This is a genomic window from Pedobacter xixiisoli (assembly GCF_900215335.1).
Classification (GTDB): Bacteria; Bacteroidota; Bacteroidia; order Sphingobacteriales; family Sphingobacteriaceae; genus Pedobacter; species Pedobacter xixiisoli.
This window is the reverse complement of record NZ_OCMT01000002.1, coordinates 622,686-647,925: the sequence shown is the minus strand read 5'-3', so window position 1 is coordinate 647,925 and position 25,240 is coordinate 622,686. Positions and strand designations below refer to the sequence as shown.

24 protein-coding genes are annotated in these 25,240 nt (G+C 36.4%); 8 read left to right on the top strand and 16 right to left on the bottom strand.

Translation table 11 applies throughout. The features are described from left to right. Nucleotides 1-27 precede the first annotated feature (27 nt). The 7 genes from CRO54_RS08980 to CRO54_RS08950 all read right to left on the bottom strand — a co-directional run bounded on the left by CRO54_RS08980 (nt 28) and on the right by CRO54_RS08950 (nt 7,202). Entirely contained in the window at nt 28-1,482 is a 1,455-nt protein-coding gene (locus tag CRO54_RS08980) for an arginine deiminase family protein (RefSeq protein WP_097131142.1), read from the bottom strand. 250 nt (nt 1,483-1,732) lie between these two features. Next, a complete protein-coding gene (locus tag CRO54_RS08975) occupies nt 1,733-2,110 on the bottom strand; it encodes a DUF423 domain-containing protein (protein WP_097131140.1) in 378 nt (125 codons plus the stop codon). Between the two features lie 56 nt (nt 2,111-2,166). Beyond that, on the bottom strand, nt 2,167-3,198 hold the full coding sequence (locus tag CRO54_RS08970; protein ID WP_097131139.1) for an LLM class flavin-dependent oxidoreductase: 1,032 nt from the start codon (nt 3,196-3,198) through the stop codon (nt 2,167-2,169). A 107-nt stretch (nt 3,199-3,305) separates the two neighbouring features. After that, nucleotides 3,306-4,220, bottom strand: a complete 915-nt coding sequence (gene miaA / locus CRO54_RS08965) for a tRNA (adenosine(37)-N6)-dimethylallyltransferase MiaA (RefSeq protein WP_097131137.1) — start codon at nt 4,218-4,220, stop codon at nt 3,306-3,308. 76 nt (nt 4,221-4,296) lie between these two features. Beyond that, on the bottom strand, nt 4,297-4,950 hold the full coding sequence (locus CRO54_RS08960) for an IS1096 element passenger TnpR family protein (RefSeq protein WP_097131135.1): 654 nt from the start codon (nt 4,948-4,950) through the stop codon (nt 4,297-4,299). Nucleotides 4,951-5,077: 127 nt separating this feature from the next. Further along, a complete protein-coding gene (locus CRO54_RS08955; protein ID WP_097131133.1) occupies nt 5,078-6,514 on the bottom strand; it encodes a CCA tRNA nucleotidyltransferase in 1,437 nt (478 codons plus the stop codon). Nucleotides 6,515-6,638: 124 nt separating this feature from the next. After that, complete coding sequence (locus CRO54_RS08950) at nt 6,639-7,202, bottom strand: L-threonylcarbamoyladenylate synthase (RefSeq protein WP_097132317.1); 564 nt, start codon at nt 7,200-7,202, stop codon at nt 6,639-6,641. Between the two features lie 165 nt (nt 7,203-7,367). On the opposite strand from CRO54_RS08950, the gene CRO54_RS08945 reads away from it, so the two are divergent. After that, nucleotides 7,368-7,928 carry a DUF4136 domain-containing protein gene (locus CRO54_RS08945; RefSeq protein WP_171047867.1) on the top strand — a complete coding sequence of 187 codons (561 nt, stop codon included), beginning with the start codon at nt 7,368-7,370 and terminating at the stop codon, nt 7,926-7,928. A 4-nt stretch (nt 7,929-7,932) separates the two neighbouring features. Here the strand turns inward: CRO54_RS08945 and CRO54_RS08940 are convergent, their stop codons facing one another. The 4 genes from CRO54_RS08940 to CRO54_RS08925 all read right to left on the bottom strand — a co-directional run bounded on the left by CRO54_RS08940 (nt 7,933) and on the right by CRO54_RS08925 (nt 11,909). Then, on the bottom strand, nt 7,933-8,919 hold the full coding sequence (locus CRO54_RS08940) for a glycosyltransferase family 2 protein (protein ID WP_097131129.1): 987 nt from the start codon (nt 8,917-8,919) through the stop codon (nt 7,933-7,935). 3 nt (nt 8,920-8,922) lie between these two features. Next, entirely contained in the window at nt 8,923-9,804 is an 882-nt protein-coding gene (locus tag CRO54_RS08935) for a glycosyl transferase (protein WP_097131127.1), read from the bottom strand. A gap of 62 nt (nt 9,805-9,866) precedes the next feature. Next, a complete protein-coding gene (locus CRO54_RS08930; RefSeq protein WP_097131125.1) occupies nt 9,867-11,081 on the bottom strand; it encodes a glycosyltransferase family 4 protein in 1,215 nt (404 codons plus the stop codon). A gap of 9 nt (nt 11,082-11,090) precedes the next feature. Beyond that, complete coding sequence (locus CRO54_RS08925; RefSeq protein ID WP_097131123.1) at nt 11,091-11,909, bottom strand: 2,3,4,5-tetrahydropyridine-2,6-dicarboxylate N-succinyltransferase; 819 nt, start codon at nt 11,907-11,909, stop codon at nt 11,091-11,093. A gap of 146 nt (nt 11,910-12,055) precedes the next feature. Between CRO54_RS08925 and CRO54_RS08920 the strand changes: the two genes are divergently transcribed. Beyond that, nucleotides 12,056-12,457, top strand: a complete 402-nt coding sequence (locus tag CRO54_RS08920) for an RNA-binding S4 domain-containing protein (protein ID WP_097131121.1) — start codon at nt 12,056-12,058, stop codon at nt 12,455-12,457. Between the two features lie 63 nt (nt 12,458-12,520). Here the strand turns inward: CRO54_RS08920 and CRO54_RS08915 are convergent, their stop codons facing one another. From CRO54_RS08915 to CRO54_RS08900, 4 genes are all read right to left on the bottom strand, one after another. Continuing rightward, nucleotides 12,521-12,880 carry an iron chaperone gene (locus CRO54_RS08915; protein WP_097131119.1) on the bottom strand — a complete coding sequence of 120 codons (360 nt, stop codon included), beginning with the start codon at nt 12,878-12,880 and terminating at the stop codon, nt 12,521-12,523. A gap of 85 nt (nt 12,881-12,965) precedes the next feature. Then, on the bottom strand, nt 12,966-13,772 hold the full coding sequence (gene mazG / locus CRO54_RS08910) for a nucleoside triphosphate pyrophosphohydrolase (RefSeq protein WP_097131118.1): 807 nt from the start codon (nt 13,770-13,772) through the stop codon (nt 12,966-12,968). A 2-nt stretch (nt 13,773-13,774) separates the two neighbouring features. Then, nucleotides 13,775-14,086, bottom strand: a complete 312-nt coding sequence (locus CRO54_RS08905) for a hypothetical protein (RefSeq protein ID WP_097131116.1) — start codon at nt 14,084-14,086, stop codon at nt 13,775-13,777. Then, a complete protein-coding gene (locus CRO54_RS08900) occupies nt 14,070-15,191 on the bottom strand; it encodes an AI-2E family transporter (protein WP_097131114.1) in 1,122 nt (373 codons plus the stop codon). The genes CRO54_RS08905 and CRO54_RS08900 overlap by 17 nt, the downstream gene beginning before the upstream one ends. A gap of 212 nt (nt 15,192-15,403) precedes the next feature. On the opposite strand from CRO54_RS08900, the gene CRO54_RS08895 reads away from it, so the two are divergent. From CRO54_RS08895 to CRO54_RS08875, 5 genes are all read left to right on the top strand, one after another. Then, complete coding sequence (locus CRO54_RS08895; RefSeq protein WP_097131111.1) at nt 15,404-15,940, top strand: RNA polymerase sigma-70 factor; 537 nt, start codon at nt 15,404-15,406, stop codon at nt 15,938-15,940. A gap of 33 nt (nt 15,941-15,973) precedes the next feature. Continuing rightward, nucleotides 15,974-17,035 (top strand): FecR family protein, encoded by a 1,062-nt coding sequence (locus CRO54_RS08890; RefSeq protein ID WP_097131109.1) that lies wholly within the window; start codon nt 15,974-15,976, stop codon nt 17,033-17,035. A 59-nt stretch (nt 17,036-17,094) separates the two neighbouring features. Next, complete coding sequence (locus CRO54_RS08885) at nt 17,095-20,343, top strand: TonB-dependent receptor (protein ID WP_097131107.1); 3,249 nt, start codon at nt 17,095-17,097, stop codon at nt 20,341-20,343. Between the two features lie 81 nt (nt 20,344-20,424). Further along, the gene (locus CRO54_RS08880; protein WP_171047866.1) at nt 20,425-21,813 is read left to right on the top strand and encodes a RagB/SusD family nutrient uptake outer membrane protein; all 1,389 of its coding nucleotides are present in this window, start codon (nt 20,425-20,427) and stop codon (nt 21,811-21,813) included. Beyond that, nucleotides 21,806-23,716 carry a TlpA family protein disulfide reductase gene (locus tag CRO54_RS08875; RefSeq protein ID WP_097131103.1) on the top strand — a complete coding sequence of 637 codons (1,911 nt, stop codon included), beginning with the start codon at nt 21,806-21,808 and terminating at the stop codon, nt 23,714-23,716. The genes CRO54_RS08880 and CRO54_RS08875 overlap by 8 nt, the downstream gene beginning before the upstream one ends. Nucleotides 23,717-23,773: 57 nt before the next feature. Here the strand turns inward: CRO54_RS08875 and mnmC2 are convergent, their stop codons facing one another. Next, on the bottom strand, nt 23,774-24,445 hold the full coding sequence (mnmC2, locus tag CRO54_RS08870; protein ID WP_097131101.1) for a tRNA (5-methylaminomethyl-2-thiouridine)(34)-methyltransferase MnmC2: 672 nt from the start codon (nt 24,443-24,445) through the stop codon (nt 23,774-23,776). A gap of 441 nt (nt 24,446-24,886) precedes the next feature. Between mnmC2 and CRO54_RS08865 the strand changes: the two genes are divergently transcribed. Beyond that, the gene (locus tag CRO54_RS08865) at nt 24,887-25,225 is read left to right on the top strand and encodes an MmcQ/YjbR family DNA-binding protein (RefSeq protein ID WP_097131099.1); all 339 of its coding nucleotides are present in this window, start codon (nt 24,887-24,889) and stop codon (nt 25,223-25,225) included. Nucleotides 25,226-25,240 lie beyond the last annotated feature (15 nt).

Genomic DNA, 25,240 nt, shown 5'->3' with positions numbered 1-25,240 from the left:
AATGAACTAATGGCTAATGAACTATTTCTATAATATTTCATCTCTCAATATCGGCAAGCTCATACAGTGAAAACCACCTCTAGCTCTAGATAACTCTGCCGAAGGCATTAAAACCAAAGTATCTGTTAAAGTATCTGCATCCACTTTTCCGCTTTCCAAATCTTGAATTAAATCTTGAACTTTCACGACATTAAAATTACTAGCTTTAAAAGCTTCAACAGTTCTGTCATTGCGATCGTAACCTAAAACCACGCCTTCTTTCAACGCTAGCAAATTGCAAGAATCTGTCCATTGTTCTCTGCTGTCGTAAGGGAAAACGTTGCCACCACTGTAAATAATTTTAGTAGGAGTGGTACTGCCCAAGTCATTTCTACTGATATCATCTAACAGAGCCTCCACATGTTCATAATATTTCGGCTCGCCAGGTTTGTTTTTATGGAATTGTATCGCTGTGGTAGCTTCCAATTTTTCAGGTTCTTTTAAAAAGTGGATAGGTTCAGTTGCATCATAAGCCGGACTATGTGCAATGCTGTGTAAAATAACCCAAGTATCACGTTTAACCTGAGTGAAAACCGTGTCTAAGTGCATGTAATCACGCTTGGCTGGGATTTTAACTACAGTTACTTTTTCCACTACATCGTTCTCAAATAATAGCTTAATTGCTTCATTGGCACCTTCTTCCGATGTACGTTCACTTACGCCAATCAAAACATGGTTTTTACTCACCATCATTACATCGCCACCTTCTAAGGTTGTACGAAATTCAGGTTCATCGCCAGGTCTTAAAAAATGTTGCGTAGGGTCTGGAATTTCGATAACATTATCCTGATAAGCCGCAAAAAATGGATGATTAAAGAAAATATAACGCATCAACATCGTTTCACGAACACGAGCTTTTTTAGCAGGTTTGTTCAGTAAAATGTGGCTGTTAATTGTTGTGCCCACATCTCGAGTAAAAATTAAGTTCGGAACAGGGGCAAAAATCATGGTGTCATCTGCCATCGTGCCCGAAATAAAAATTTCTGCCAGCTCTTTTGGATCTGTGGCTGTTAGCTTTAATTGCAACTTATAGGTACAGCCTTCAATGGCGCAAACTGCTGCTGTCAACTTCTTGCGGATATATTCATCAGCCAAAATATCGGCCAATAAGTTCTGCAATTCCACTACATTTTCCGAATTATGAAAATTCGGGTGATTTGGTTTGTAGAAGCCTCTGTTTGCTTCTACACTATCTATTTCCGCCAATTTTCCTTTAATCTTTTCCGGATCAAGGAAATACATTAAAAGCTTAGTATAATAATCGTATTCGTCTTTTCTAATGGTATCAAGGTGTACAATATCCTCAAAAAGCCAATCTTGTGCTTTAGAAGGCACCACTTTGCCCAACCCGCTATCCGGACTGTGCACCAATAACTTTCTTAACCTTCCAATTTCGGTAGTAACGCCTATTTTAAAAACGCTCTCAAACGGATTTTGCTGCATGTGTTCATTTCATTTTGGTGTTGCTACAAAACTATTCTTTTTTTTGAAAGCACCTAATTGTTTCAATGGTTTATTGATTAATTTTAGAAAAGCAATGGTAGTGCTTCGAAGAAAATACAGTCCCGCTATTTGCTACAATTCCCGATGAAACCTGTGCAACAAGCGAGCATGCCTTTAAAACAATAAATACAGATGCTTAAATCGGGAGATTTCCGCTGCTATCGGGTTTATGTTACAACGTTAGTTCCTTTTAAAGCGCCGAAAGCAATAAGCATCCCCAACCTAAAATCATCAGTAAACCACCAAGTGGCGTAATCGGGCCTAAAAACTTGAAGTTCCTTTTCAGGTATTCTGATAATGACAAAAAATAGATGCTGAAAGAGAATAGTATGGTGCCAATAGTAACAAAATAATAAGCCCACTGTATTAAGTTAGTCTCGAAATTTGCATTGTATCCAATTAAAATAAGAAACAGTGCGCTATAAGTTTGATACCTTACGCCAACTTCAAAAGAAGTCAATTTTTCTGCAGATAAAACCTTTTTCAAGGCGTGTGCACCAAAAGCTCCTAAAATAATGGCAAGTAAGCCAAATGCAGCTCCTGTGATAATTGCGCAATTGTTTGTCATGTGGTAAAGGTAGGAAAAAATCATTGCCGTCGGCTTAAGCCGACGGCAATGATTAGCTATTTATTCAAAGCTTTTCTTACCTGTGGAGCAATCTTTTCTCCAAAAATCTCGATTGATTTCATCATGTGTTCATGAGAAGGAGCGCCAACATCCATGTGTGCAGAGAAACGAGTTAAGCCAAAAAGTTCATGCATCATAATTATTTTTTCTGCAGATTCATTGGCATCACCTATAATTAAGTGGCCGTGTTTAGAGCGACCATAATCATATTGTCCACGTTGAAATGGAGGCCAACCTCTCGATTTTCCAATTCTGTCCATTTGTGCAGAATAAACAGGGTAGTAGTAATCTGCTGTTGCCTGACTTTCATCTCCAAAGAAGGAATGCATGTGTACACCAACTTGAAATTTGCTCATATCATGTCCAGCATCTTCATATGCTTGTTTATAATAGTCAAACAAAGGTTGAAATTGCGTTGGATTACCGCCAATAATAGCGAACATGACAGGCAAACCTAATTTGCCAGCTCTAACTACAGATGCTGGCGTACCGCCAACAGCAACCCATATTTTCAAATTATTATCTACCGCACGAGGTAAAATCTGTTGTTCTTTTAATTCAGGTCTAAATTTGCCTTTCCAAGAAATGGTTTCTTCTTGGTTGATTTTAACCAAAAGATTCAATTTCTCTTCAAACAGAGCATCATAATCTGCTAAGTTTTGACCGTATAGAGGAAATGATTCGATGAAACTTCCACGACCAGCCATTAATTCTGCTCTACCGTTAGAAATCAAATCTACGGTGGCGAAGCTTTGATACAGTTTCACTGGGTCCGAAGAACTCAATACCGAAACAGCACTACCTAATTTGATATTTTTAGTAACTGTAGCCGCTGCAGCTAATATTATTTCTGGTGCAGAAACAGCATAATCTGGTCTATGGTGTTCGCCAATGCCATAAAAATCTAAGCCAACTTGATCCATCAACTTAACTTCTTCTATAATTTCTTGTAAGCGTTGTTGTGCCGATTGTATTTCGCCTTGTGCGTTAATCTGCAAATCGCCAAACATTCCAATACCTAATTCCATATTGTTCCTTTTTTATTTGATACAAAGATAACTCTAACCTTATCGCAAAGTTTTTGATGTATGTTAAGAAATTATTGAGATTACGAAGTTTTTAAAACTTCGTAAGTCTAAGATCGAACGATAAAGGTTTTGTCAAGAAAATCGATTACTTCTTTAGATTGGTTTGGCTCAAACCAAGTAGTTTCAGTATCTTTTCTAAACCAAGTAAGCTGTCTTTTTGCAAAGCGACGAGTGTTCTGCTTAATCTTATCAATGGCTGTAGGTAAATCTATGCTATTATCTAAATAATCGAAAATTTCGGAATAGCCAACGGTTTTTAAAGCATTTAGCTCTTTATAGGCAGTTAATGATTTTACTTCCTCAATTAATCCATTTTCAATCATGATATCCACTCTGTGGTTAATTTGATTGTACAGTTTTTCTCTGTCTGTATTTAAGCCGATTTTGATAATATTAAACGGACGTTCTTTTTTGTTCGAAGTAAGAAACGAGCTTAATTTTTGTCCAGTTGAAAGTACCACTTCTAGTCCACGAATCATACGTTGTGGATTGCTCTGGTCAACTTTTGCAAAATATTCTGGGTCAAGCTCGGCCAATTGATTTCTTATTACTTCAATTCCCTCTACTGCAAATCGTCGGTTTAATTGCTCACGAATTACTAAGTCTATTTCTGGCATTTCATCTAAACCATTACAGATGGCATTGATGTACAATCCAGAGCCACCAACCATCACTAAAACATCATGTTCGGTAAATAGTTTCTCTATTAAAGCCAAAGCTTGTACCTCGAAATCGCCAGTGCTAAAAAGTTGTGTAACGCTATGCGAATTAATAAAATGATGTGGCGCTTCTGCCAATTCTTCGTCTGAAGGTTTGGCAGTTCCAATACTCATTTCCTTGAAAAACTGGCGTGAATCTGCAGAAATAACCTCTGTTTGGTAATGCTTGGCCAACTCGATAGCTAACGAAGTTTTACCAATAGCCGTTGGCCCAACTACAACAATTAGCGTTTTTTGTGTCATTAGGTTACGGGTTACGAGTTGAAAGTTACAGGATTAATAGCAATGTCTTCGGACTCTCTGATATCCAACTTTCGGACTAGTAGTCGTCCTTATCACTTTCGTACTCATCGTTACCATAATCATCTTCGCCATCGCCAAATTCATCTTCTTGCTCATCGTCTTCGTCGTCATGTCCTTCTTCTTGCGCATTGATGCCTCTGCCACCCATTGCTTCCAACTCTTCGGTATCTTCAGGAACAAAATCCATCTCGTTTAAGAAATCAAAATCGCTATTAGCAGCTGCGCTACTTGCAGCAACGGCACCAATATTACCTTTTTCTATGATTTTTGGCGCTTCCCCAACACTTTTTACCAAGTATGGGTATTCAATTTTAGGATCGTTATCTAAAATAATCTTGATCAACTCAACGTGAAAATCGTAAGGTCTTTCGAAATTATAGATGTAGTAAAATTTTTGATGAGGGTCTTCAATAAAGCTGCTCAATTTTGATTTTTCCATCAAAGCTACACCATTATCAATTTTACGTTGATTAGGATGAATTGCGATTTCATCACCTTTAATCCAATTATCTGTACTCACATAAAAGGAAGAAGACTTGTCAGCATTATAGCCAGTACTGCGGTGTATAGCTCTGTGTAAATCTTCGAAAGTTTGAGTACTCTTGATATCTATTTCGCGGTTAACTTCGTCGTAATCTTCAAAAGAAATTCTAAATCTATAAATTGCCATGGGTTATAAATGCTGCTTTTTTTCGGTAAAAATATAAAAAAACTCTAAAAGTCCGAAGACGCATATCCAAAAGTTGGACGTCGGAATCTACAACAATAATCGTACCTCTAAAGTTTAAAATAGTAACTTAAACTGGTTTTAATCCTAACTCTTTGGCTTTTTGGAGCATAAAACTAAACGCCTCGTCGTAGTTGTTTGTGATATCTCCTTCTAAAATTGCCTCACGTATTGCATTTTTTAGAATTCCAACTTCTTTTCCGGCACTTAATCCAAATGTTTGCATAATATCATTGCCAGAAATAGGAGGTTGCCAATTACGTAGTTGGTCACGTTCTTCAACATCTTTTATCTTCTGTTTAACCAGTTCAAAATTGTTGCGATATTTCTTGATTTTGTATTCGTTCTTTGTAGTTACATCGGCATTGCAAAGTAGCATTAAAGCTTCAATATCCTCTCCAGCTTCGAAAAGCAAACGACGAACTGCCGAATCGGTAATCTTGTCTTGAGCCAACACAATTGGGCGTAGGTGCAACAAAACCAATTTTTGTACAAACTTCATTTTTTCATTTAAAGGAAGTTTCAGCTGTGCAAAAATCTGGGGAACCATACGAGCTCCCTTATCTTCATGACCGTGGAAAGTCCATCCATGGCCTTCTTCGAAACGTTTAGTTGCGGGTTTGGCAATGTCGTGGAGTATAGCCGCCCAACGCAGCCATAAATCATCCGTAGTTTCGCAAATGTTGTCTAAAACTTGTAGCGTATGGTAAAAGTTATCCTTATGGCCTCTTCCTTTAATTACATCAACGCCATATAATTTAGCCATTTGCGGGAAAATCAACTCCAATAAGCCGGTATCAAACAGATAATTGAATCCTATAGAAGGTTTTTTTGCAAGGATAATTTTATTGAGTTCATCACTGATTCTCTCTTTAGATACAATTTTGATGCGCTCTTTCTGCGATTTAATGGCATCAACAGCTGTTTTGTCTATTTCAAAATTGAGTTGAGTTGCAAAGCGGATGGCTCGCATCATACGCAGTGGGTCATCAGAAAACGTAACCACTGGGTCTAAGGGTGTGCGAATAAGCTTATTTGCCAAGTCTTCCAAGCCATTAAAAGGGTCTACCACTTCACCGTAGTTAGCTTTATTTAGAGATATAGCCAGTGCATTGATGGTGAAATCTCTGCGCAACTGATCATCTTCTAAGGTGCCATTTTCAACAATTGGCTTTCGAGAATCTGCCCTGTAACTTTCTTTACGGGCACCTACAAATTCTACTTCCAAATCAGCGTGTTTCAACATTGCGGTGCCAAAATTTTTAAACACTGCAACATTTGTTTTTAACTTCTGACCCACTTTTTCGGCAAAGGCAATACCATTGCCCAGAACTACCACATCAATGTCTTTTGATGGTCTTTTAAGATAGATGTCTCGAACAAAGCCACCAATAACATAAGTTTCGGTATCCGTACTTTCGGCAGTTTCAGCTAGCGTTTTGAAGATAGAAGCCTCAATATTTCCTAAAAGGGATTTCGCATCATGAGGCTGTAGGTTGGTTTGCATAGGCTGCAAAGTTAAGAAAAACCCTTTAATTATGGCGTCATTGCGAGGTACGAAGCAATCTTACTGCTATAGTCAGTTAATATTTCGTTTTAAGATTGCTTCGTACCTCGCAATGACGATAGCACTATCTCCTTATAAACTCAAACTGTCCACCATACCCTAGTTTAACAATTGTTGATGGTTGCTTCGGAGTTCTGTCTTCCTGTTCCAAATCCACAATGTAATCTACTGCATCTTTAATCTCTTCACTAATTTCATCGAAGAATTTAGCGGTAGGTTCGCCACTAATATTGGCAGAAGTAGATACGATTGGTTTACGGAAACGCTGAATCAATTGTTGGCAAAAATCATGTTTTGCTATCCTGATACCCAAACTTCCGTCTGCATTAATGACATTTGGAGCTAAGTTTTTGGCATTAGAAAAAATGACCGTTAAAGGCTTTTCTGTATACTCAATTAAATCGTAAGCCACTTCGGGAACATCATTTACGTAACTTTGTATCTTATTATCTGTGTCTAGTAGCACGATTAAACTTTTATCTGCAGCACGGCCTTTAATTTCATTTACCTTGGCTACAGCTTCAGTATTTGTTGCATCACAGCCTAAGCCCCAAACGGTATCGGTAGGATATAGGATTACACCCCCGTTTTTTAGTATTTCTAACGTTTTGTTGATTTCTTCTCTCATCGCCATTAGGCAAAGTTAAGCATTAGAAACGAAGCTTATATCCCCAATTTATTACATTTTTATACTAACATTTTTACTTACAGATGTGTTAGAATGTATGAAAGCAAAAAAGTTATCAGTAAATTTATAGAGGTTAAAAATTGTATAACGAAACACACAAATGTTATGGATTCAATTAAAAAATTAGGTGGTCTTTTGATAGTCGTTGTGCTATTGTCTTCCTGCACAAGTTTACGTGTTGCTTCAGATTTCGATAAAGAAGTAAACTTTAAAAACTACAAAACGTATAATTTTTATGAAAAGGGTTTGGAGAAACTGGAGGTAAACGGCTTGGATAAGAAAAGAATGATTGCTGCTGTTGATGCAGAAATGCAAGCTAAGGGTTTTGCCAAAGTAGAGAAACCAGATTTGTTAGTGAATTTAGTGGTGATGAAACGTGACCGCACTGATGTTTACGATAATGGTTTTTACGGTGGTCCTTGGGGATGGCGTGGAGGCTGGGGTTGGGGTATGGGTTGGGGTGCTTTTGGTGGCGGTATGCGAAGTGTCGACCGTTACCAAGAAGGCTTGTTCATCATCGATTTTTTAGATCCAAAAACTAAAATGCATGTTTGGCATGGCCGAGGCGATGGATTTAATTTAGATAGCTTTAAAAATAGAGAGGAAAGAATTAATACAGGTGTGAAGGAAATTTTGGCACAATACCCACCAAATGCAGGGCAATAAGCAGTTATAGCCACTTTACATTTTTATTCACAATTGATTTGCCTATTGTTGCAATAATATGGTTAAGGTTGTAGTTTGAGCCCAGTTTTCTTTGCAAACTTTGAGTTGCAAACTTAGACTGGGCAACTTTATTTTTTTGTGCTATAAATTCGCGTAAGCTCTTTAAAATCCAAAACTCTCCTTTTAACAAATGACCTAAAAGCGTTAAAGTCAACAACTGTACGAACCAAAGAACTCTTTTTGTTCCTTCTAGATGTATGCTTTGCAATAAGAAACTATTGCGATTGTAAATAACCTTAACAGAGTTGCCTTTATTAACCTTACCTGTTGAAGAACTTACTTGATGATAGCAGTAAGATTGGTGGTCGTAATAACAAAACCATCCCATTTTCCAAGCTCTCAAGCCTAAATCGAAATCCTCGAAATAAAATGGAGAGTAAATTTCGTCGAAGCCATTGAGTAAAAGTATTTTTTCTCGATCTATTAGTGCATTTGCGCCAGATAAATAGGTGGTGAACGTATTGCTGTCACCTTCAGTATAATAGAATTTATTTGCTTTGAACTTTCCTCCTTTGTAATAAGGCAACCTGGCTGTATCTTCTATATTTTTTCCATCAAAATTCATAATGCGCCCCATTACGCCAAATGTATTTATGTCAGAAAAATATTGGAACTGGTTCTCAAAATAAGATGGGGTTAGCTGTACGTCAGAATTCAGCAGAAATATCAGATCTTTACTTGCATGGTTTATTCCTTTGTTACAAGTTTTAGAGAAGCCATTGTTTATTTCATTTTTTAGGAGTATGAAATTTGGGTAATTACCCTCGATAAAAGCTACGGATTCGTCTTTAGAGCAATCGTCTATAATTATAAATTCGTATTCTACTTGGCTTAAAGCTAGAGCTTCTAGGGTTGATGGGATGAATTTTTCCATCAAATGCTTGCCATTGTAATTGGGGAGAATAACCGATATACTTTTCTTATTATTCATCCTCTAAGCAATTTTTTGATAGTTTTTATATTCAAATAGGCGTAAGCCCGATACCTTCTCTATCCAAGCTAGTATTTTTCTACGTAAAGGCAATTTATTTTTTGCTTTAGTAGGGTCAAAATTAAACTTCCAGTTGCTTTTTTCTACTCTCGATAAAAAAGTTTGAGGATGCGTTTCTGAAAAATGATATAGTTCATCAGCATTTTTGTAATCGAAGGCGGTAAACTCTGGATAGGTTTCCTCTATCCATTCATCATTGGTTGTATAAAATTTATTGAAGTTTCGCACTTTATTTGTCAATCCCTCTGGTGGTTTAACCCATCCATAATGATAAATGTAGGCATCAATGTGCTTCACTTTTACTTTTCTATCATTGTATCTAAATCCTTGCGCATCTTTGTAAGAATGCATGCCAGGAAGGTTTCTGATGATTCTCACTTCTCTTCTGTACCATCTTCTAGAGTGAGCTACAAAATCATAAGAACCATAAAAGTGTTTGTAATTGAAAAGTAGTCCTTCAATTTTTTTATCCTCTAAACAAAGCTCCATCTCCCTTTTGATGACAGGCAGGTATTTTTCGTGTACACACTCATCACCCTGTATATAAAAAGCCCAGTCTACATCTTTACTTATGGCATTAAAGGCTTTATCTGTTTCTAAAGCGAATGTTTGGCCGCCTTCTCTTAAACTATCATCCCAAGTGGTTTGAATAATACGTATTTTATCAGAAGCTATGCTCTTTAAAAGTTCTAGGGTGTTGTCATCCGAATTACCGTGTGCTATCACAAATTCATCACAAATTGGCAGTATCGAAGTTATCGCTTCAACTATGGTATAGTCGTTTTTTACTGCATTTCTGATGAATGTAAAACCGGCAACTTTCATTTGTTAGGGATTTGTTGGAGGACGAAATTAAGCAAATGCTTGCTTATTGTGGTAAATTGAAGCTATATCTTTTCTGAGAAGGCTTTCTGATAGCATTTCATTACTTCCTTGGCCACAAAATCATTGTTGAACTTTTGGACGTATTTCAACGATTTTTTAACCATCTCTTGTCGGAGGTTCTCATCTGCTAGTATTTTATCTATTGCCGAAGCAAGTTCTTTAGGATTGCTAGGCGAAACATAAATGCTATCTGGCCCCCCAGCTTCTTCTAGGCAAGAACCGCTAGCTGCAATAACTGGAACCTCACTATTAATTGCCTCAATAATAGGTATACCAAAACCTTCATAAAATGATGGATAGACAAATAAAGATGCAGATTGATAAACCGCAGGTAGGTCGTTAAAGGTAACATTATGCAAGAAAATTACCCTGTGTTGCAGCTGATATTTTTCGATAGACTGCTTTACTTTTTCGAGATAAGTTGTGGTTTTACCTACAACAACTAATGGGTGAGAAGTAGCAGCTGTAGACAAAGCTTCGATAGCTAAATTTAGGTTTTTTCTTTCCTCAATAGTTCCAACACTTAAGATGAACTGATTTGGAAGTTGATATTTTTCTCTAACTTCTGCTAATTTAGAGGGGCTTGCCTTTATTTTAAAAGCCTCTTCACAACCTTGGTAAACGATGTCTATCTTTTTTTCTGGAATTTGATAAAGCTCAATAATATCCAACTTTGTTCGTTCGCTAATAGCGATGATTCTGTCGGAATTTTTACAGGCATATCTACTTTTTAATTCGTAGATTTTTCTATCTATAAATTTATAATAGTTAGGTTTCCTGAGAAAAATCAAATCATGTATAGTTACAATAGATTTGATATTGGATTTTCGCAGTCCTAACGGGATTTCATGACTTAAACCATGAAATAAATCGATTTTATCAGCAAGTAATTGCTTTTTTATACCTAGAGCTCTCCAAAGAAATTTCGAAGATTTAGGAAGGCTTAATAAGACGTTGGCTAATGAGAAAACACTAATTTCTTTGAGTTTTTCCTCAACTTTTGGCGTATAAACAAAATATTTGTTTTCGGGATAATTGAGCGCTAAGCTTTCGATCACAAACCGACTGTAATTACCTAGTCCAGTGAGGTTATTTGCCGCTCTTTTGCCATCGTAACCAATTTTAAGCTTAAAGCCTAAAGCCGAAAGTCTAAGGCTTGATGGCTCAAGTTTAGTGCTTTCGGCTTTATTAGTTTGTTTTCTGCTTTCTGCTTTCACCTTTAAGCTTTATACAGCTACATTGTTTTCTCTCAACGCATCATTAAGAGAAGTCTTTTTATCTGTAGATTCTTTACGTTTGCCGATGATTAAAGCACATGGCACTTGAAATTCGCCAGCAGGGAATTTTTTAGTGTAAGAACCAGGAATTACTACCGAACGTGAAGGAACAATGCCTTTATATTCTACCGGAGTATCACCAGTTACGTCGATGATTTTAGTTGAAGCAGTTAATACCACATTTGCACCTAAAACAGCTTCTTTTTCTACACGTACACCTTCAACTACAATTGCTCTAGAACCTAGGAAACAATCGTCTTCGATGATTACTGGAGCTGCTTGTACTGGCTCTAAAACACCACCGATACCAACACCACCACTTAAGTGAACACGTTTTCCGATTTGTGCACATGAACCTACTGTAGCCCAAGTATCAACCATGGTACCTTCGTCCACATAAGCACCAATATTTACATAAGAAGGCATCATAATTACGCCAGGAGCCAAAAAAGCACCATAACGAGCACTTGCCATTGGCACAACACGTACACCCTTTTCTTTATAATCGGTTTTTAAATCCATTTTATCATGGAAAACAAAAGGACCAGCTTTAGTTTCGCCCATTTGCTTAATCGGGAAATAAAGGATAACGGCTTTTTTTACCCATTCGTTAATTCCCCAACCATTTAAGATCGGCTCGGCAACTCTAATTTCTCCAGCATTAAGTTTCTGAATAACTGTTTCAATGGCTTCAGAATATTCTTTGTATTGTAATAAAGCTCTGTCCTCCCAAGCTTCTTCTATTTGTTTTTTTAGTTCGGCAATCATTGTATTTTAAAAATTTATGCAAAATAAGCGTTTATAAATTAAAAGTTGAAGGTAAAAAGTGTAAAGTTGTAAGTAATAAGTTTTATGTGCTGAAATGTGCGTGCAAATCTCAATATGTAAATCTAAATTTTGTTTAATTTTGAAGCATGGGAGAAGCAGAGAAACTACGTGTCGATAAATATCTTTGGGCTATTCGTGTTTTTAAAACTAGAAGCTTGGCGACTGATGCCTGCAAAGCAGGAAGGGTAAAATTAAAAGGGCAAAATATCAAACCCTCAACAATTGTTAAAATTGGAGACGTTTATCAGATCAGTAAAGGTGCAGAAAGAAAAGTAATAGAAGTAGTTGATTTTTCTTATAATAGAACTGATGCTAAAATAGCTGTAACCAAGTACAAAGATCTAACACCAGTTGAAGAAACTCGTGCTTTTAAATCGGTATTTCATGCGCCAACGTTGCAAAGAGATCGAGGAGCGGGGAGGCCAACTAAAAAAGACCGTAGAGATACTGATGATTTGTTAGGTGGTTTTTGGCAGGATGAGGATTAGTTTGCGGTTGCTAACTCCCTCTCCTTGAAAAGGATAGAATTGTTTACAGTAGTGCAAATCAAATTATTTCTTCTGCTTCGCTAAATTTTGCACCACACAAAAATCGACTATCTTTTTAATCAAATCCATTGGTAAAGGTTTGTCAATAGGAAATTGCACTGTTCCTTTGGATGTATGATAGCCTTTTAAATCGTCTGCTAAAACTTCAACAGCTTTACCGCCTGGATATAAGCCAATATGATTTTTATAGCCAGCAAAATGAATTAAATTTCCGTTTAAAGTGAAAGTAGGTATCGCATAGCTGATTTTTTGCTTAGCCTCTGGAACCATTTCTTGCAAATCTTCTCTTAGCTGTTGTAGAATTTTTTGAGTTTCTACAGGAAAGCTGGCAATGTATTCGTCGATGGTGTTATATTTTTCCATACTCTAAATATCGTTTCAACACCTAAGACAGCTAAGTTCATCTAAGCTTAGGCGCCCTAAAGTGTCTAAGGTGGTTAATTTTTTATCACAGTTTTTTCGCTTCGTTCCAATAAACATCCATTTCGGCAAGTGTCATATCTTGCAAAGCTTTTCCGCTTTCTTTTGCCTTTTCTTCCAAATATTGGAAACGTTTAATGAACTTCTTGTTGGTTTTTTCTAATGCGTTTTCAGGGTTGATATCAATAAAACGAGCGTAGTTTACCAAGGAGAAAAGTAAATCGCCAAATTCGCCTTCTGCTTTCTCGATATCAATTTCTTTACCATCTACGATATTAAATTCATCCTTAAATTCCTGTAATTCTTCTTCTACTTTTTTCCAAACCTGCTGTTTCTCTTCCCAATCAAAACCAACACCTCTTGCTTTTTCCTGTATTCTGCTAGCTTTTACTAGCGCTGGCAATGAAGTTGGTACACCTCCCAAAACTGATTTGTTGCCTTCCTTCAGTTTCAGTTTTTCCCAGTTCTGCTTCACTTGCTCCTCATTTTCAACTTCGATATCGCCATAGATATGAGGGTGTCTGCTAATCAATTTATCGCAAACTCCGTTCAGTACATCTGTAATATTAAACTGATTTTGCTCATCCCCAATTCTGGCGTAGAAAACAAGGTGCATCATTACATCACCAAGCTCCTTTTTAATTTCCTGCATATCGCCATCCAAAATGGCATCAGAAAGTTCGTAGGTTTCTTCGATGGTTAAATGTCTCAAGGTTTCCATGGTTTGTTTTTTATCCCAAGGACATTGAGTGCGCAACGTATCTAAAACATTTAAAAAGCGTAAAAAGGCGCCATCGGGAGTTGAAGAACTTATAGGAGGAATATTAGCAGGCATAATTATATAACGTTAAAGGCAATCAGTATGGTAGTTAGAAATAAGATAATCAATCCACAAAGAAATAAAACATCGGCCAGTTTTTCTAACCGTGTTGAGCGTTGTTGTGATTTGTTCCTGATGGCAAGAAAAGAAAGCAAACAGCTGCTCATAAAACTTACAATTGCTAGGGTTGCGCCTTCATCAATGTAAGAAGCTTCACTCATTTTAGTGATTTTGCTAGACGTTAATACCACGAAGCAGAAACCTAAAAGATTTGCAGAAGTATTTAATATGTGAGGCGATTTAGAAGATTGGTTATTCTGCTCGCTCATCAGTTTGTATCGTTTTTTTAGATTTAAACAAGGATGTTCTCTTCTTTTTGCGATAGATCTTTTGCTCTTCGCCAAGCAGGATTGCCCAAGCGTCTAAACCATCCACTTTTTGGAAAATGATCTTCATCATCGCCAAATAAGGCATACACAAGAACATTCCAGAAATTCCCCAAATCATTTCGCCTACCACAATGCCAATAAATGCAATTAGGGCATTGATTTTTACTTTTGAACCTACGATTAGCGGCATTAAAATATTGCCGTCAATAGTGTGTATGCCCACATAAGCGAACAGTACAAAAAGAGCCTTAGTTGCGCCAGCGGTGGCAAAAGTGATTAATACGCTAATGATTAATGATATTGAAATTCCTAAATAAGGAATGATGTTAAAAATACCAGCTACTAGACCTAATAGGATAGCATATTTAACACCCAAAATAGAAAGCGTAAGTATCATGAGCACACTTACAATTACCATTTGGATAAAGAGGCCAGTAATATATTTTTTAATAATATACTGAATTTCGTTTACAGTTTCCGTTACTTTTACTCTGTGTTCTTCAATAAATACAGTACTTAAGAATTTATAAAGCAATCGCCTGTAATTAAGCATGAGGAACGTGAAAAGCAAGGTGAATGCTATAAACAACAGACTCGAAGAAAGTGTGATTAGCGTAGTACCAACAACGGTAGCACTTGTTGCCAATGCTTTTTCGGCACTGTCTGCTAAATAAGTTTCCTGTTTGCTAATGTTGACATGAAAAGTCTTCGAAATCCAATGCTGTAATTCGTGAAAAGAGTTAGTCACTTGTTTTTCAAGCAATGGCCAATCGCCCCAAAGCTCGCTTAATTGAATGGCAAAAAAATGCCCAATTCCGTAAAGCAAGCCCAACATGATGATGACTGTAAAGATAGTGGCAATACTTCGTTTTAATCTCAGCTTCGTTTCTAGAAAGTTAGCTAGCGGCAACATCAAAAATGCCAACAATAAAGAAAATAGAAGCGGCGAAAGTATGCTTTTGCCAATAATCGCAAGATAACCCAGCAATAATATGGATAGCAAAGTAAATGTTAGCCTAACTATAAATGGTAATTGTATTTGCATATGCTGCTAACTAAATTTAATTGTAAAGTTAAACATTAGAGTAGATAGAAAGTTGTTTTGGTTAGTAACTTTTCTTAACTTTTAAGAATGAACTCTAATAACTAAGTATTAAAAAAGTCTACTGTTATAGTAGATTTTTGTAGTTTTGTTGTAAATATCATATTCGCCAATATCTAGCGCTCGCACCATTACTATTCTATTGTAACGTTTAGATGAATAAAGAAGCATTTAAGGAGAGATTATTTAAGGAGGTCTATGAAAATCATTGGCTGAAGCTTTATTTGCACTCACTTAAGATAGTGGATGATGAAGATGACGCAAAAGATATTGTGCAAGAAGTTTTTACTAATCTCTGGCATAATTTTGATAGCGTAGGGATCAATACTTCTTACTCTTCTTATTTGTATGCGTCCGTAAGAAATAGAGCAATAAACTATCTGGCGCACAAAAAAGTTATCGTGGATCATGAAAGATATCAGGAAGCCCAGCCCAAAAGTCAAAGCTTCAATGAACCCGATGTTTTTCTAATTGAAAAAGAACTAGCTAGACAAATTAACGCAGAAATAGATAGTTTGCCTCCGAAAATGGCTGCTATTTTTAGAAAAAGTCGATTTGAAAACAAATCGTATAAAGAAATTGCCGACGAGCTTGAGATTGCAGAAAATACTGTAAAAAAACAGGTAAGCAGGGCATTGCAATTAATGCGAGAAAAATTTCTTCATATCAAGTACTACCTTTTCTTTTTATAGCTGTCTTATTATTGTTTTTAGCCAAACAATAATATGTCTATTAAAATTACCAACGAATTATTAAAACGATATGCTGATAATCAATGTACTTCTGAAGAAAAGATTTACGTAGAACTTTGGTATAATAAATACACCCAAAGTAAGCAGGCGAAGGTGTCAGATGTAGAAAAGTTAAATTCCATAAATCACCAGATATGGACAGGGATTAATCAAGGGATACATCGGAGACCTAATTCAAGATTCACCTTTTTAAAGGCGGCAGCAGCTATCACCGTATTGGTAAGTATCTCTTTTGCCATTTATCAATTTAATAATGATGCAAACAAACACACTTCTATTGCAAAAAGCAACTTTGTAAGTGGAAAGGTTAAAGCCCAAGTGATGGTGGCTTCCAATAGTTCTATCGTTTATGGCAATTCGGATGTTAAAAGCATGATGTCTGAGTTAAGCGGAACTGAGGAAATGTCTATTACTACGCAAATTGGTGAAGAATATCATGCTGTTTTAACGGATGGAAGTGAAATTTGGTTAAATGCAAATAGTGAGATCGTCATTCCGGCTAATTTTAATGAAACCTATCGAGACCTAAAGCTTAAAAAAGGAGAAGCATATTTTAAGGTAGCTAAAGACAAAACCAAACCATTTAGGGTTTTCGCTGCCAAAACAAAAATTGAAGCTTTGGGTACTGAATTCAATGTAAACTACTACAGCGGAAATAAAGGAGTTAAAGCATTTCTGATAGAAGGTTCTATTAGTGTTTCTAAGAAAGATGGACAATCTTTAGTAAAGCCTAATCAACTTTATGAGGGAGATGATGTAACAGGGGCTTCATCAATTACTGAAGTAGAAAAACCAGAAACACAGTATGCTTGGAAAACTGGTTATTTTGAATACTCAAATACACCATTAAACGAAATTCTTGAAGATTTGTCGAGGTGGTATAATTTCAGTTTTGAAATAAGTCCCATATATAAAAATAAAACGCTTACAGGGAAAATCGCTAGAAAACAACCATTTAGTGAAGTGTTGGCCATCCTAGAGTTTTCAGGTATTAAGTATAGAAAGGAGGGTGTGCATCTAGCATTGATTCCATAAACAACCACTCCAACAACCAACTATTATAACATTACAAATTATTAACCTAAACCTTTTTTATGAAAATAAAAATCTACTTATTGCTTAGTTTGTTGGCCTATTTTGGGCCGGCAGCAGCAGCTCAAAATTTAACCCTCAATCTCACAAATGCTAAATTTCAGCAAGTGGTCAAAGAAATTGAGGGTCATTCAAAATTTCGATTTATATACGATCCTAATGAAATTAACAATAATACACTTTACAATGTTAATGTAAAAGATAAGAGTATAGATGTTGTTCTTAATCAGATTTTCAAAAATAGTGAGCTGAAATATCAAACCTTTGATAACACTATTGTAGTTAAACGTAAGAATGCCAATGCTGGTGAAGCAGTACAAGATGGCATTATAGTAACAGTGCTGGATGAAGCCAATAAACCTATTCCTGGTGTAACTTTAAAGATTAAAAATAAGCCTAGTGTTTTTGGTACTAACGAACAGGGTAAGGCCAATATTACCGGATTTAATGCTGGTGACGTTTTAGTAGTATTATATATTGGCTACAAAACACAGGAAATTAAGTTAGAAGGAAATAACGTAAGCGTTGTTCTTATTCCAGATTTAAGCAAATTAGATGAAGTTGTGGTAGTTGGTTATGGTACATCTACCAACAGGAACAACGTTGGTTCTATCTCGAGCGTAACAGCTAAAGATCTAGAAACGCAGCCAGTAGTTGATCCTTTGGCGGCGTTGCAAGGCAGAGCTTCAGGTTTAATGATTTCTTCGAACAGCGGTTTGCCGGGTGGCGGGTTTAATGTCCAATTACGTGGCGCTAATTCTTTAACTAATGGCAATAGTCCTCTTTATATTGTCGACGGTGTGCCTTTCTCTGATGACAATATGAACCAGTTTATAGCTGCTAACGGTCGTCAAAGTGCATTGGCAATGATTAATCCTAAAGATATTGAACGTATAGATATTTTAAAAGATGCAGATGCCACAGCTATTTACGGATCTCGTGGCGCAAACGGTGTTGTTCTAATCACTACAAAAAAAGGTCAAGCTGGAAATTTGAAAGTAGATTTTGGAGCTAACTTAGGTGCTTCTAAAGCTGTTAAAACATTAGAGATGTTAAATACGCAGCAATTTTTAGAGTTAAGAAGAGAAGGATTCGCCAACGATGCTAATACACCAACGATAACTAATGCACCAGATTTGCTTACTTGGAGCCAAACAGATTACAATGATTGGCAAGACAAATTGTATGGTTTTTCTGCACCTTTTGCCAATTATCAATTATCCGTAGGCGGCGGTTCTGATCAGATTAAATATTTATTTAGTGGTAACTACACCAATCAAGGCGATCCGTTGCCTGGAAATAAAGATTATAATAGAATAAACGGAGTGTTTAATATTAGCAGCCAATCTAAAAACGGAAAGTTCAAATTAAATGCCAGTGTAAATTATGCGACAGATAAGAATAATACTGTTCCAACGGATTTAGCGCAGTACTATAATTTAGCTCCTAATTACTACTTGTACAATCCAGATGGCAGCTATTATTGGTTTGGTAATTCGATACAGAATCCATACGCTTATATGGAAAGAACTTCTACATCTCAGTCTAAATCACTTTTAGCAAATACAGTGGTTTCCTATCAAATTCTTCCAGAATTAGAAGCGAAGGTTAGCTTTGGCTATAACTTGAAAAAGATGGATCAGGTTCAAACTTTACCGTTTAAAGGATTTAACCCTGTTTCGGCTACCTCTAATCAAGCTTCATACGGGTTTTCTGATTACAATTCTTATATCGTAGAACCTCAGCTAAACTATGTTAAATCATTTAATAAGCATGAACTTAAAGTATTATTAGGGGGTACATGGCAAAAAAGTATAAATGATGGACATAATTTGTTAGGGACTGGTTACGCAAGCGACGCTCAGTTGGAAAATATGGCTGCCGCTGGCGCCTTAAGGGTAAGTAGTTTCAGTTTCTCCGATTATCGATATCAGTCTTTTTTTGGTAGGATAAACTACAGTTTCGACGGTAAATATCTGCTAAATGTTTCAGGACGTAGAGATGGTTCTTCTAGATTTGGTCCAGGAAACAAATACGGTAATTTTGGTGCGATAGGTGCGGGATGGCTGTTTAGTAACGAAGACTTCTTGAAAGACAGCAAAATTATCAGCTTCGGTAAACTAAGAGCTAGTATAGGTTTAACGGGTAATGATCAGATTGGTAATTATCAATATTTAGATACTTGGAGTTCTAGTTCTTTTCCATATCAAACCATCGTCGGACTATCTCCAGCAAGAATTTTTAATCCAACATATGGTTGGGAAGAAAATACAAAACGAGAAATTGGCTTAGAATTAGGTTTTTTAAAGGATAGAATTTTCTTTAATACTACTTATTACAACAATCGTTCTGGAAACCAACTAGTGGATATTACTTTAGCTCCTCAAACAGGATTTAGCAGCTACAATGGAAATTTGCCCGCAGTTGTTCAGAATTCTGGATGGGAGTTTGATTTATCTTCAACTAACATTAATCGAAGTGATTTTAAATGGACTTCTAGCATCAATCTTTCTATTCCGAAAAATAAATTATTGGAGTACCCAGATTTAGCTAAATCTAGCGATGCGGCAAGGTACGTAATTGGCGAATCTACCAGAATAGTAAAAGGCTACCAATTCACGGGTGTTGACCCAGCTACCGGTGTTTCACAGTTTTTGGATCTCAATGGAGACAATACGCTATCCGTGGCAGATCAAGTGGTACTTGGTGATTTAATGCCTAAATTTTACGGAGGATTAAATAATACTATTTCCTATAGGGGTGCAACGCTCAGCTTTCTGTTTCAATTTGTGAAGCAAGAAGGACCAGGTTTAGCCTATGGACCTTTAGCGGGCAACCTCGGTGGTCTCACTAATTTTGATACCTCTGTTTTAAACCGTTGGAGAAAAGCTGGAGATATTACCGATATACCAAGAGCATCTACACTAACTACATCTTTGGCTTACACAAGGTACACTAGTAACTACCGATATTCTAGTGCAGCATGGGAAGATGCTTCTTATATTAGGTTGAAAAATGTTTCACTGGCTTACGATATTTCTAAATGGACTGAAAAAATTAGTATTAAAAGAGCAAGCGTTACATTTAATGCACAAAATTTAATCACTTGGACATCATTTAGAGGTTTAGATCCGGAAATTCAAGGTTTTGATAGATCGTTTGTATCGCAAGCTAATCCTTTTGGGTCATCAAAAACATCTAGTACGCCAACTATGAGAACATTTACGTTTGGTTTACAAATGACTTTTTAATGGATTCAAAATAGGTTCAAAATGAAAAGTGTATTCAAAAATAAATGGAAGTTACCCACTTCTGTTAATAAAATTAAGACAATGAAAGTTAAATTTATCCCACTATATATTATTGCAACGAGTGTTAGTTTGCTATCGTGCGAAAAATTTTTGGAAGTTGATTCTCCTAAAAATCAAGTTGCTGCCGAAACCGCATTTCAAGATGAAAAAATTGCAAATGCAACCGTAATAGGTATGTATACCAGCATGAATGGCTTTAACTCTCAATTTGGGAGTGGCCTGTTATCTACGCTTCTATCAATCGCTGCAGACGATTATCTTTATGCTGCTGGCTCTTACGATGCATTTAAAGATAATGCACTATTATCTAGTACTAGTTTTTTAGATAGGTTATGGAGCCAGCCCTATGCACACATTGGTCAGGCTAATAAAGTCATAGAAGGTGTAGAAAATTCAACTTTAAGCACGTCTGTTAAGGCGCAGCTCATAGGAGAAGCAAAATTTGTAAGAGCATTCTGTTATTTCTATTTGGTAAATACTTTTAATAAAGTTCCGCTTGTGAAAGATACGGATGTGTTTAAAAATAATCTCTTGCCTCAATCTAGTAAGCAAGAGGTTTACGATTTTATCACGCAAGATTTAGTAGATGCCGTAGCCAATTTAACTGACCCTTATGTGGGTACAGAACGAGTTAGGCCTAATAAAAAAGCTGCACAAGCATTATTAGCAAGAGTTTATTTGTATACCCAAAAATGGGAATTAGCAGAAACAACGTCAAGTGCCGTAATAGCCGATACGAGATATAAAATCCCAACTGATTTAAACTCCGTATTTTTAAAGACTAGCGAGGAAGCTATTTGGCAATTACAAACAGTAAATACGTCTACAGCTGGCGTAAATACTTGGGAAGGTTTTAGTATCGTGCCAACAAGTGCTACGGTTAATCCTTTGTATAGAGTTTACCAAAAAACATTGGATGCATTTGAAAGTACAGTTCTAGGTACAGATAAACGTAAGGTAAACTGGACAAAAGAGCAACCATTTAATGGAGTACCATATAGTTATCCATCTAAATATAAGGTCAGAACATCAACGCCTGTAGCAGAATATAATACAGTTTTACGCTTGGCCGAGCAATATTTAATTAGGGCGGAAGCGAGAGCAAACATAGGTACTGCGGCTAAGCTATCAGTAGCGGTTGATGATTTAAATGTACTTAGAGCCAGAGCCGGTGTAACTTTGTTAAGTAACACTTTAAATAAGGCTGACGCTTTATTAGCTGTTGAAAAAGAAAGACATTTCGAATTATTTGGCGAATGGGGCCATCGTTGGTTTGATTTAGTGCGCACCAATCGTGCTGTGGCAGTGCTTTCGGTAACTAAAGGTAATGGCTTTACTGCATCAGATATGTTGATTCCTATACATGATGAAATTATGAAAACTAACCCTAACTTAAAACCAAATGACTAATTTAAAGGTATTTATTTTAGCTTCAACTTTGTTCTTGTTCGTAAAAGCTTACGGACAAGAACTTGTAAAAGTGGAACCAGCGCAACCACAAGCTGGAGAAGTTTTAACGGTAACTTTTAATCAAAAAGGAAGTAAAATTCCCGATACGGTGAAGAAGCTGTTCATCAATTTTACGTATTCCAATTTTTACGAAATGCCAAATCGTTTGCCAATGCAAAAGGTAAACGGTTTGTGGAATGTTTCTTTTAAATTGCCATTCTATTCTAAGTATGGTTCTTTTACCATTTCTGATGTAAATAAGGATTTTGTACAACAACCGACAGATACTTCGCATTATGAATTTTTCGTGTACAAAGATGGAAAGTTGATAGAAGGTAATTACCTAGCCAAAGGCTATAGCTTGTCGGCACAGAACAGAAAATCACCAACTTACGAGCAACAGCAACTGGCGTGGTTTAAGAAAGAGCTTACGCTTTATCCAGAAAACTACGAATCGCAATTACGCATTTTGGCTTACGATATGAAAAAATCTAAAGGAAAAGCAAAATGGGACGCTCGCGAAAAAGCACTCGCAGTTATCGAGAAGAAATTTAGAAGTAATCCCACTTTTGGAGGAAACATCAACTCTACTACCATGGGCTTTTTAATTATTGGCGAAAACCAAAAGGTAGATTCTATTAGGCAAGTTGTGGCTAAAGATTTTCCAAATTCTAGTTATGCTAAAGAGCATAACTTAAGTAAGTTTTTGCAAACTAAAAACGAAGTATTGGTAGTTGATAGCCTTCAAAAACTATTAAAAACGGTAAAAAATGAAGATGAGAAATCCTATACTAGTGCTCATAATTATCTTTTTAGGTATTACATTAGAAAAAAGGATAAAATAAATGCGCTTGCTCATTATCGTTACACTATTAAAGCCGATACTAGTCCGTACCGTTGGAGAGATTATAATAACCATGTTAAGTTTTTAGAAAGCAATGATATGTTGTTGGATTCTGCCAAGAAACTGAATGCTTATATTTTAAAGAACGTAGATAAATACCCAACCTCGGTAATTCGTTTTTTTCCAGAAACAGGCTATTTAATTGGTTTCGATGAGAAAAAAGCAGAGAACTTAAAGCAAGCAGAAAGCGAATTAAAAGCTATGCAGGGCATTTTAAGTTACAAATTAGGCGATAAAGCTGAAGCGCTGAAATGGTTAGGTGAAGTAAGAACGACCCTGCAATCTAAAGAGTTGCTGCTGAAAGTAGCCGATGTTTACAAAAGCATGGGAGACAAAGCAGCGACTACAGAGATGTTGGGTAATGCATATAAATTAACTCCTTTCGATAGCGCAACAACAACTCTTTTAAAAGAAAGTATTTTAGCGAACGGTGGAACAGAGGCCGATGTCAAAACTAAACTACTTGTTTTGGATAAGGAATGGAAAGCAAGCCATTTTAACAGCTTAAAGAAAATTGTTTTAGACAAAAATTTCCCAGATTTTCAAATTGTGGATATGAACAAAAAGCCTCTAACTGCCGCAGATTTGAAAGGAAAAATAGTGCTAATTGATTTATGGGCTACTTGGTGCAAACCGTGTATCGAGTTCTTTCCGTATTTACAGGTCATCTACAATAAATACAAAGACGACAAAGATGTGATGTTTGTGATTTTAAACACCGCTAGTGGTAATACATTTGAAGATGCTTCTACTTGGGTAAACCAAAACAAAAACTTCACTTTTCCTTTCTATTTTAATGAGGATAAAAAGTTAAATGCAAAATTAGATGTAAATACAATTCCTACCACGTTTCTTTTAGATAAGAATGGCAAAATTAGATTTAAGAAAGTTGGGAATGAGGGAGAAAAAGCAATGCCTCAATTAGATGCCATGATTGAGTTTTTAAAACAGCAAAAATAGAAGGTTAGTTAATATATTTTTGAACTGAGCCGATTTTTATAATCGGCTCTTTTTATTTTAAGATACATTAATCGCTCTCAACATTTCTCTTTTGCCAGGTGCTCCAGGTAATTTTTCAATCTTAAACCCACAACTTTTAACTGCTCTTTTTAAATTTCCGGTAATAGCGTAGGTTACAAAAATACCCCCTGGTTTTAAAAAACTACAAGCATGAGCAATCATTTCGTTGGTCCAAAGCTCTGGTTGGTGCCTAACTGAAAATGCATCAAAATAAAGTACATCAAAACGTTTTTCGGTACCGAAGTTTTGGAGTGTAGTATGGCTTATTTCTAACGAACAATTGTCGGAAAGTTCAGCTGCACTGTTGATCGCTGTTTCATACTTCTCAAAAAAACTATTCCAAACGAATTGTGGGACGTATTGATGATATCCTGTGGAAGCAATAGTTTCTGCTGATAAAGGAAATGCTTCAATAGAATGATAGTTTAATTTTTTGCTGGCATCCTCGCAATTTGCATAACTCAATAAAAAATTCAAGCCTGTACCAAATCCAACTTCCAGAATATCAATTTCAGGTTTGTCAAATTTTTCTAATCCATGCATTAAACCGGCTTCTATAAAGACGTGCTTGCTTTCTTGCAGGGCACCGTGAGATGAGTGGTAATGTTCACCAATTTCTTCGTTGAATAAAGTGTTTGAACCGTCGGCAGTGGGAGTAAGGATGTTCATGGAGCAAAATTAAGCTAATTGTTGGATTGTTAAATGGTTTATTGTTAGGAGATTTGAGAAATGTAAATTTTGAGTGTTTCGGGAACTGTTGCCCCGCTTTCCGCTACAATCTTTTGTTTCCATCACAAACCTTATAGGTTTAAATTGACATTGAGCAAAGGAAACCTATAAGGTTTTTCTCCTACAAAAGTATTTCCGCTTCAATCGGGTTTGTTGAACTTAAATCTGTGCACAGCACTTGCGTTTTAAACCCGACAGTAGCGAACACGTATCCCGATTTAAGCACCTATTTTTATTTATGTGTGGTGTGCTTGCTTGTTGCACAGGTTTCATCGGGAGAAGTAAAGCGCATGGCGGGACTAGCGACAATAGTAGCATTGTTTTTGCTTTTCTAAATAGCTTGATTATTGGAATTTTGGATTTGGTGCTTATCTTTAAATTATGGATATCGAAAGCTTTAGAGAATATTGTTTGAGTTTACCTGGAACTACTGAGGGTATGAAATGGGATCATCTCTGTTTTATGATCGAAGAGAAAATCTTCGTCATTCTAGCAATTGATGACGGAAATAGATTTTCTACCAAATGCACGCCAGAAGAATTTGATGAGTTGACCGCTAGAGACGGTATCAAACAAGCTTACCATTTGGCCAAAAGACAATGGGTGCAAGTAGAAAATTTGGATGTTTTGAATGATGTAGAACTGAAGAAACGTGTAGAACGTTCGAGAGAGTTAGTGTTGGCAAAATTGCCGAAGAAAGTGCAAGCTAAATATATTTGATCATTAGCTGATGCG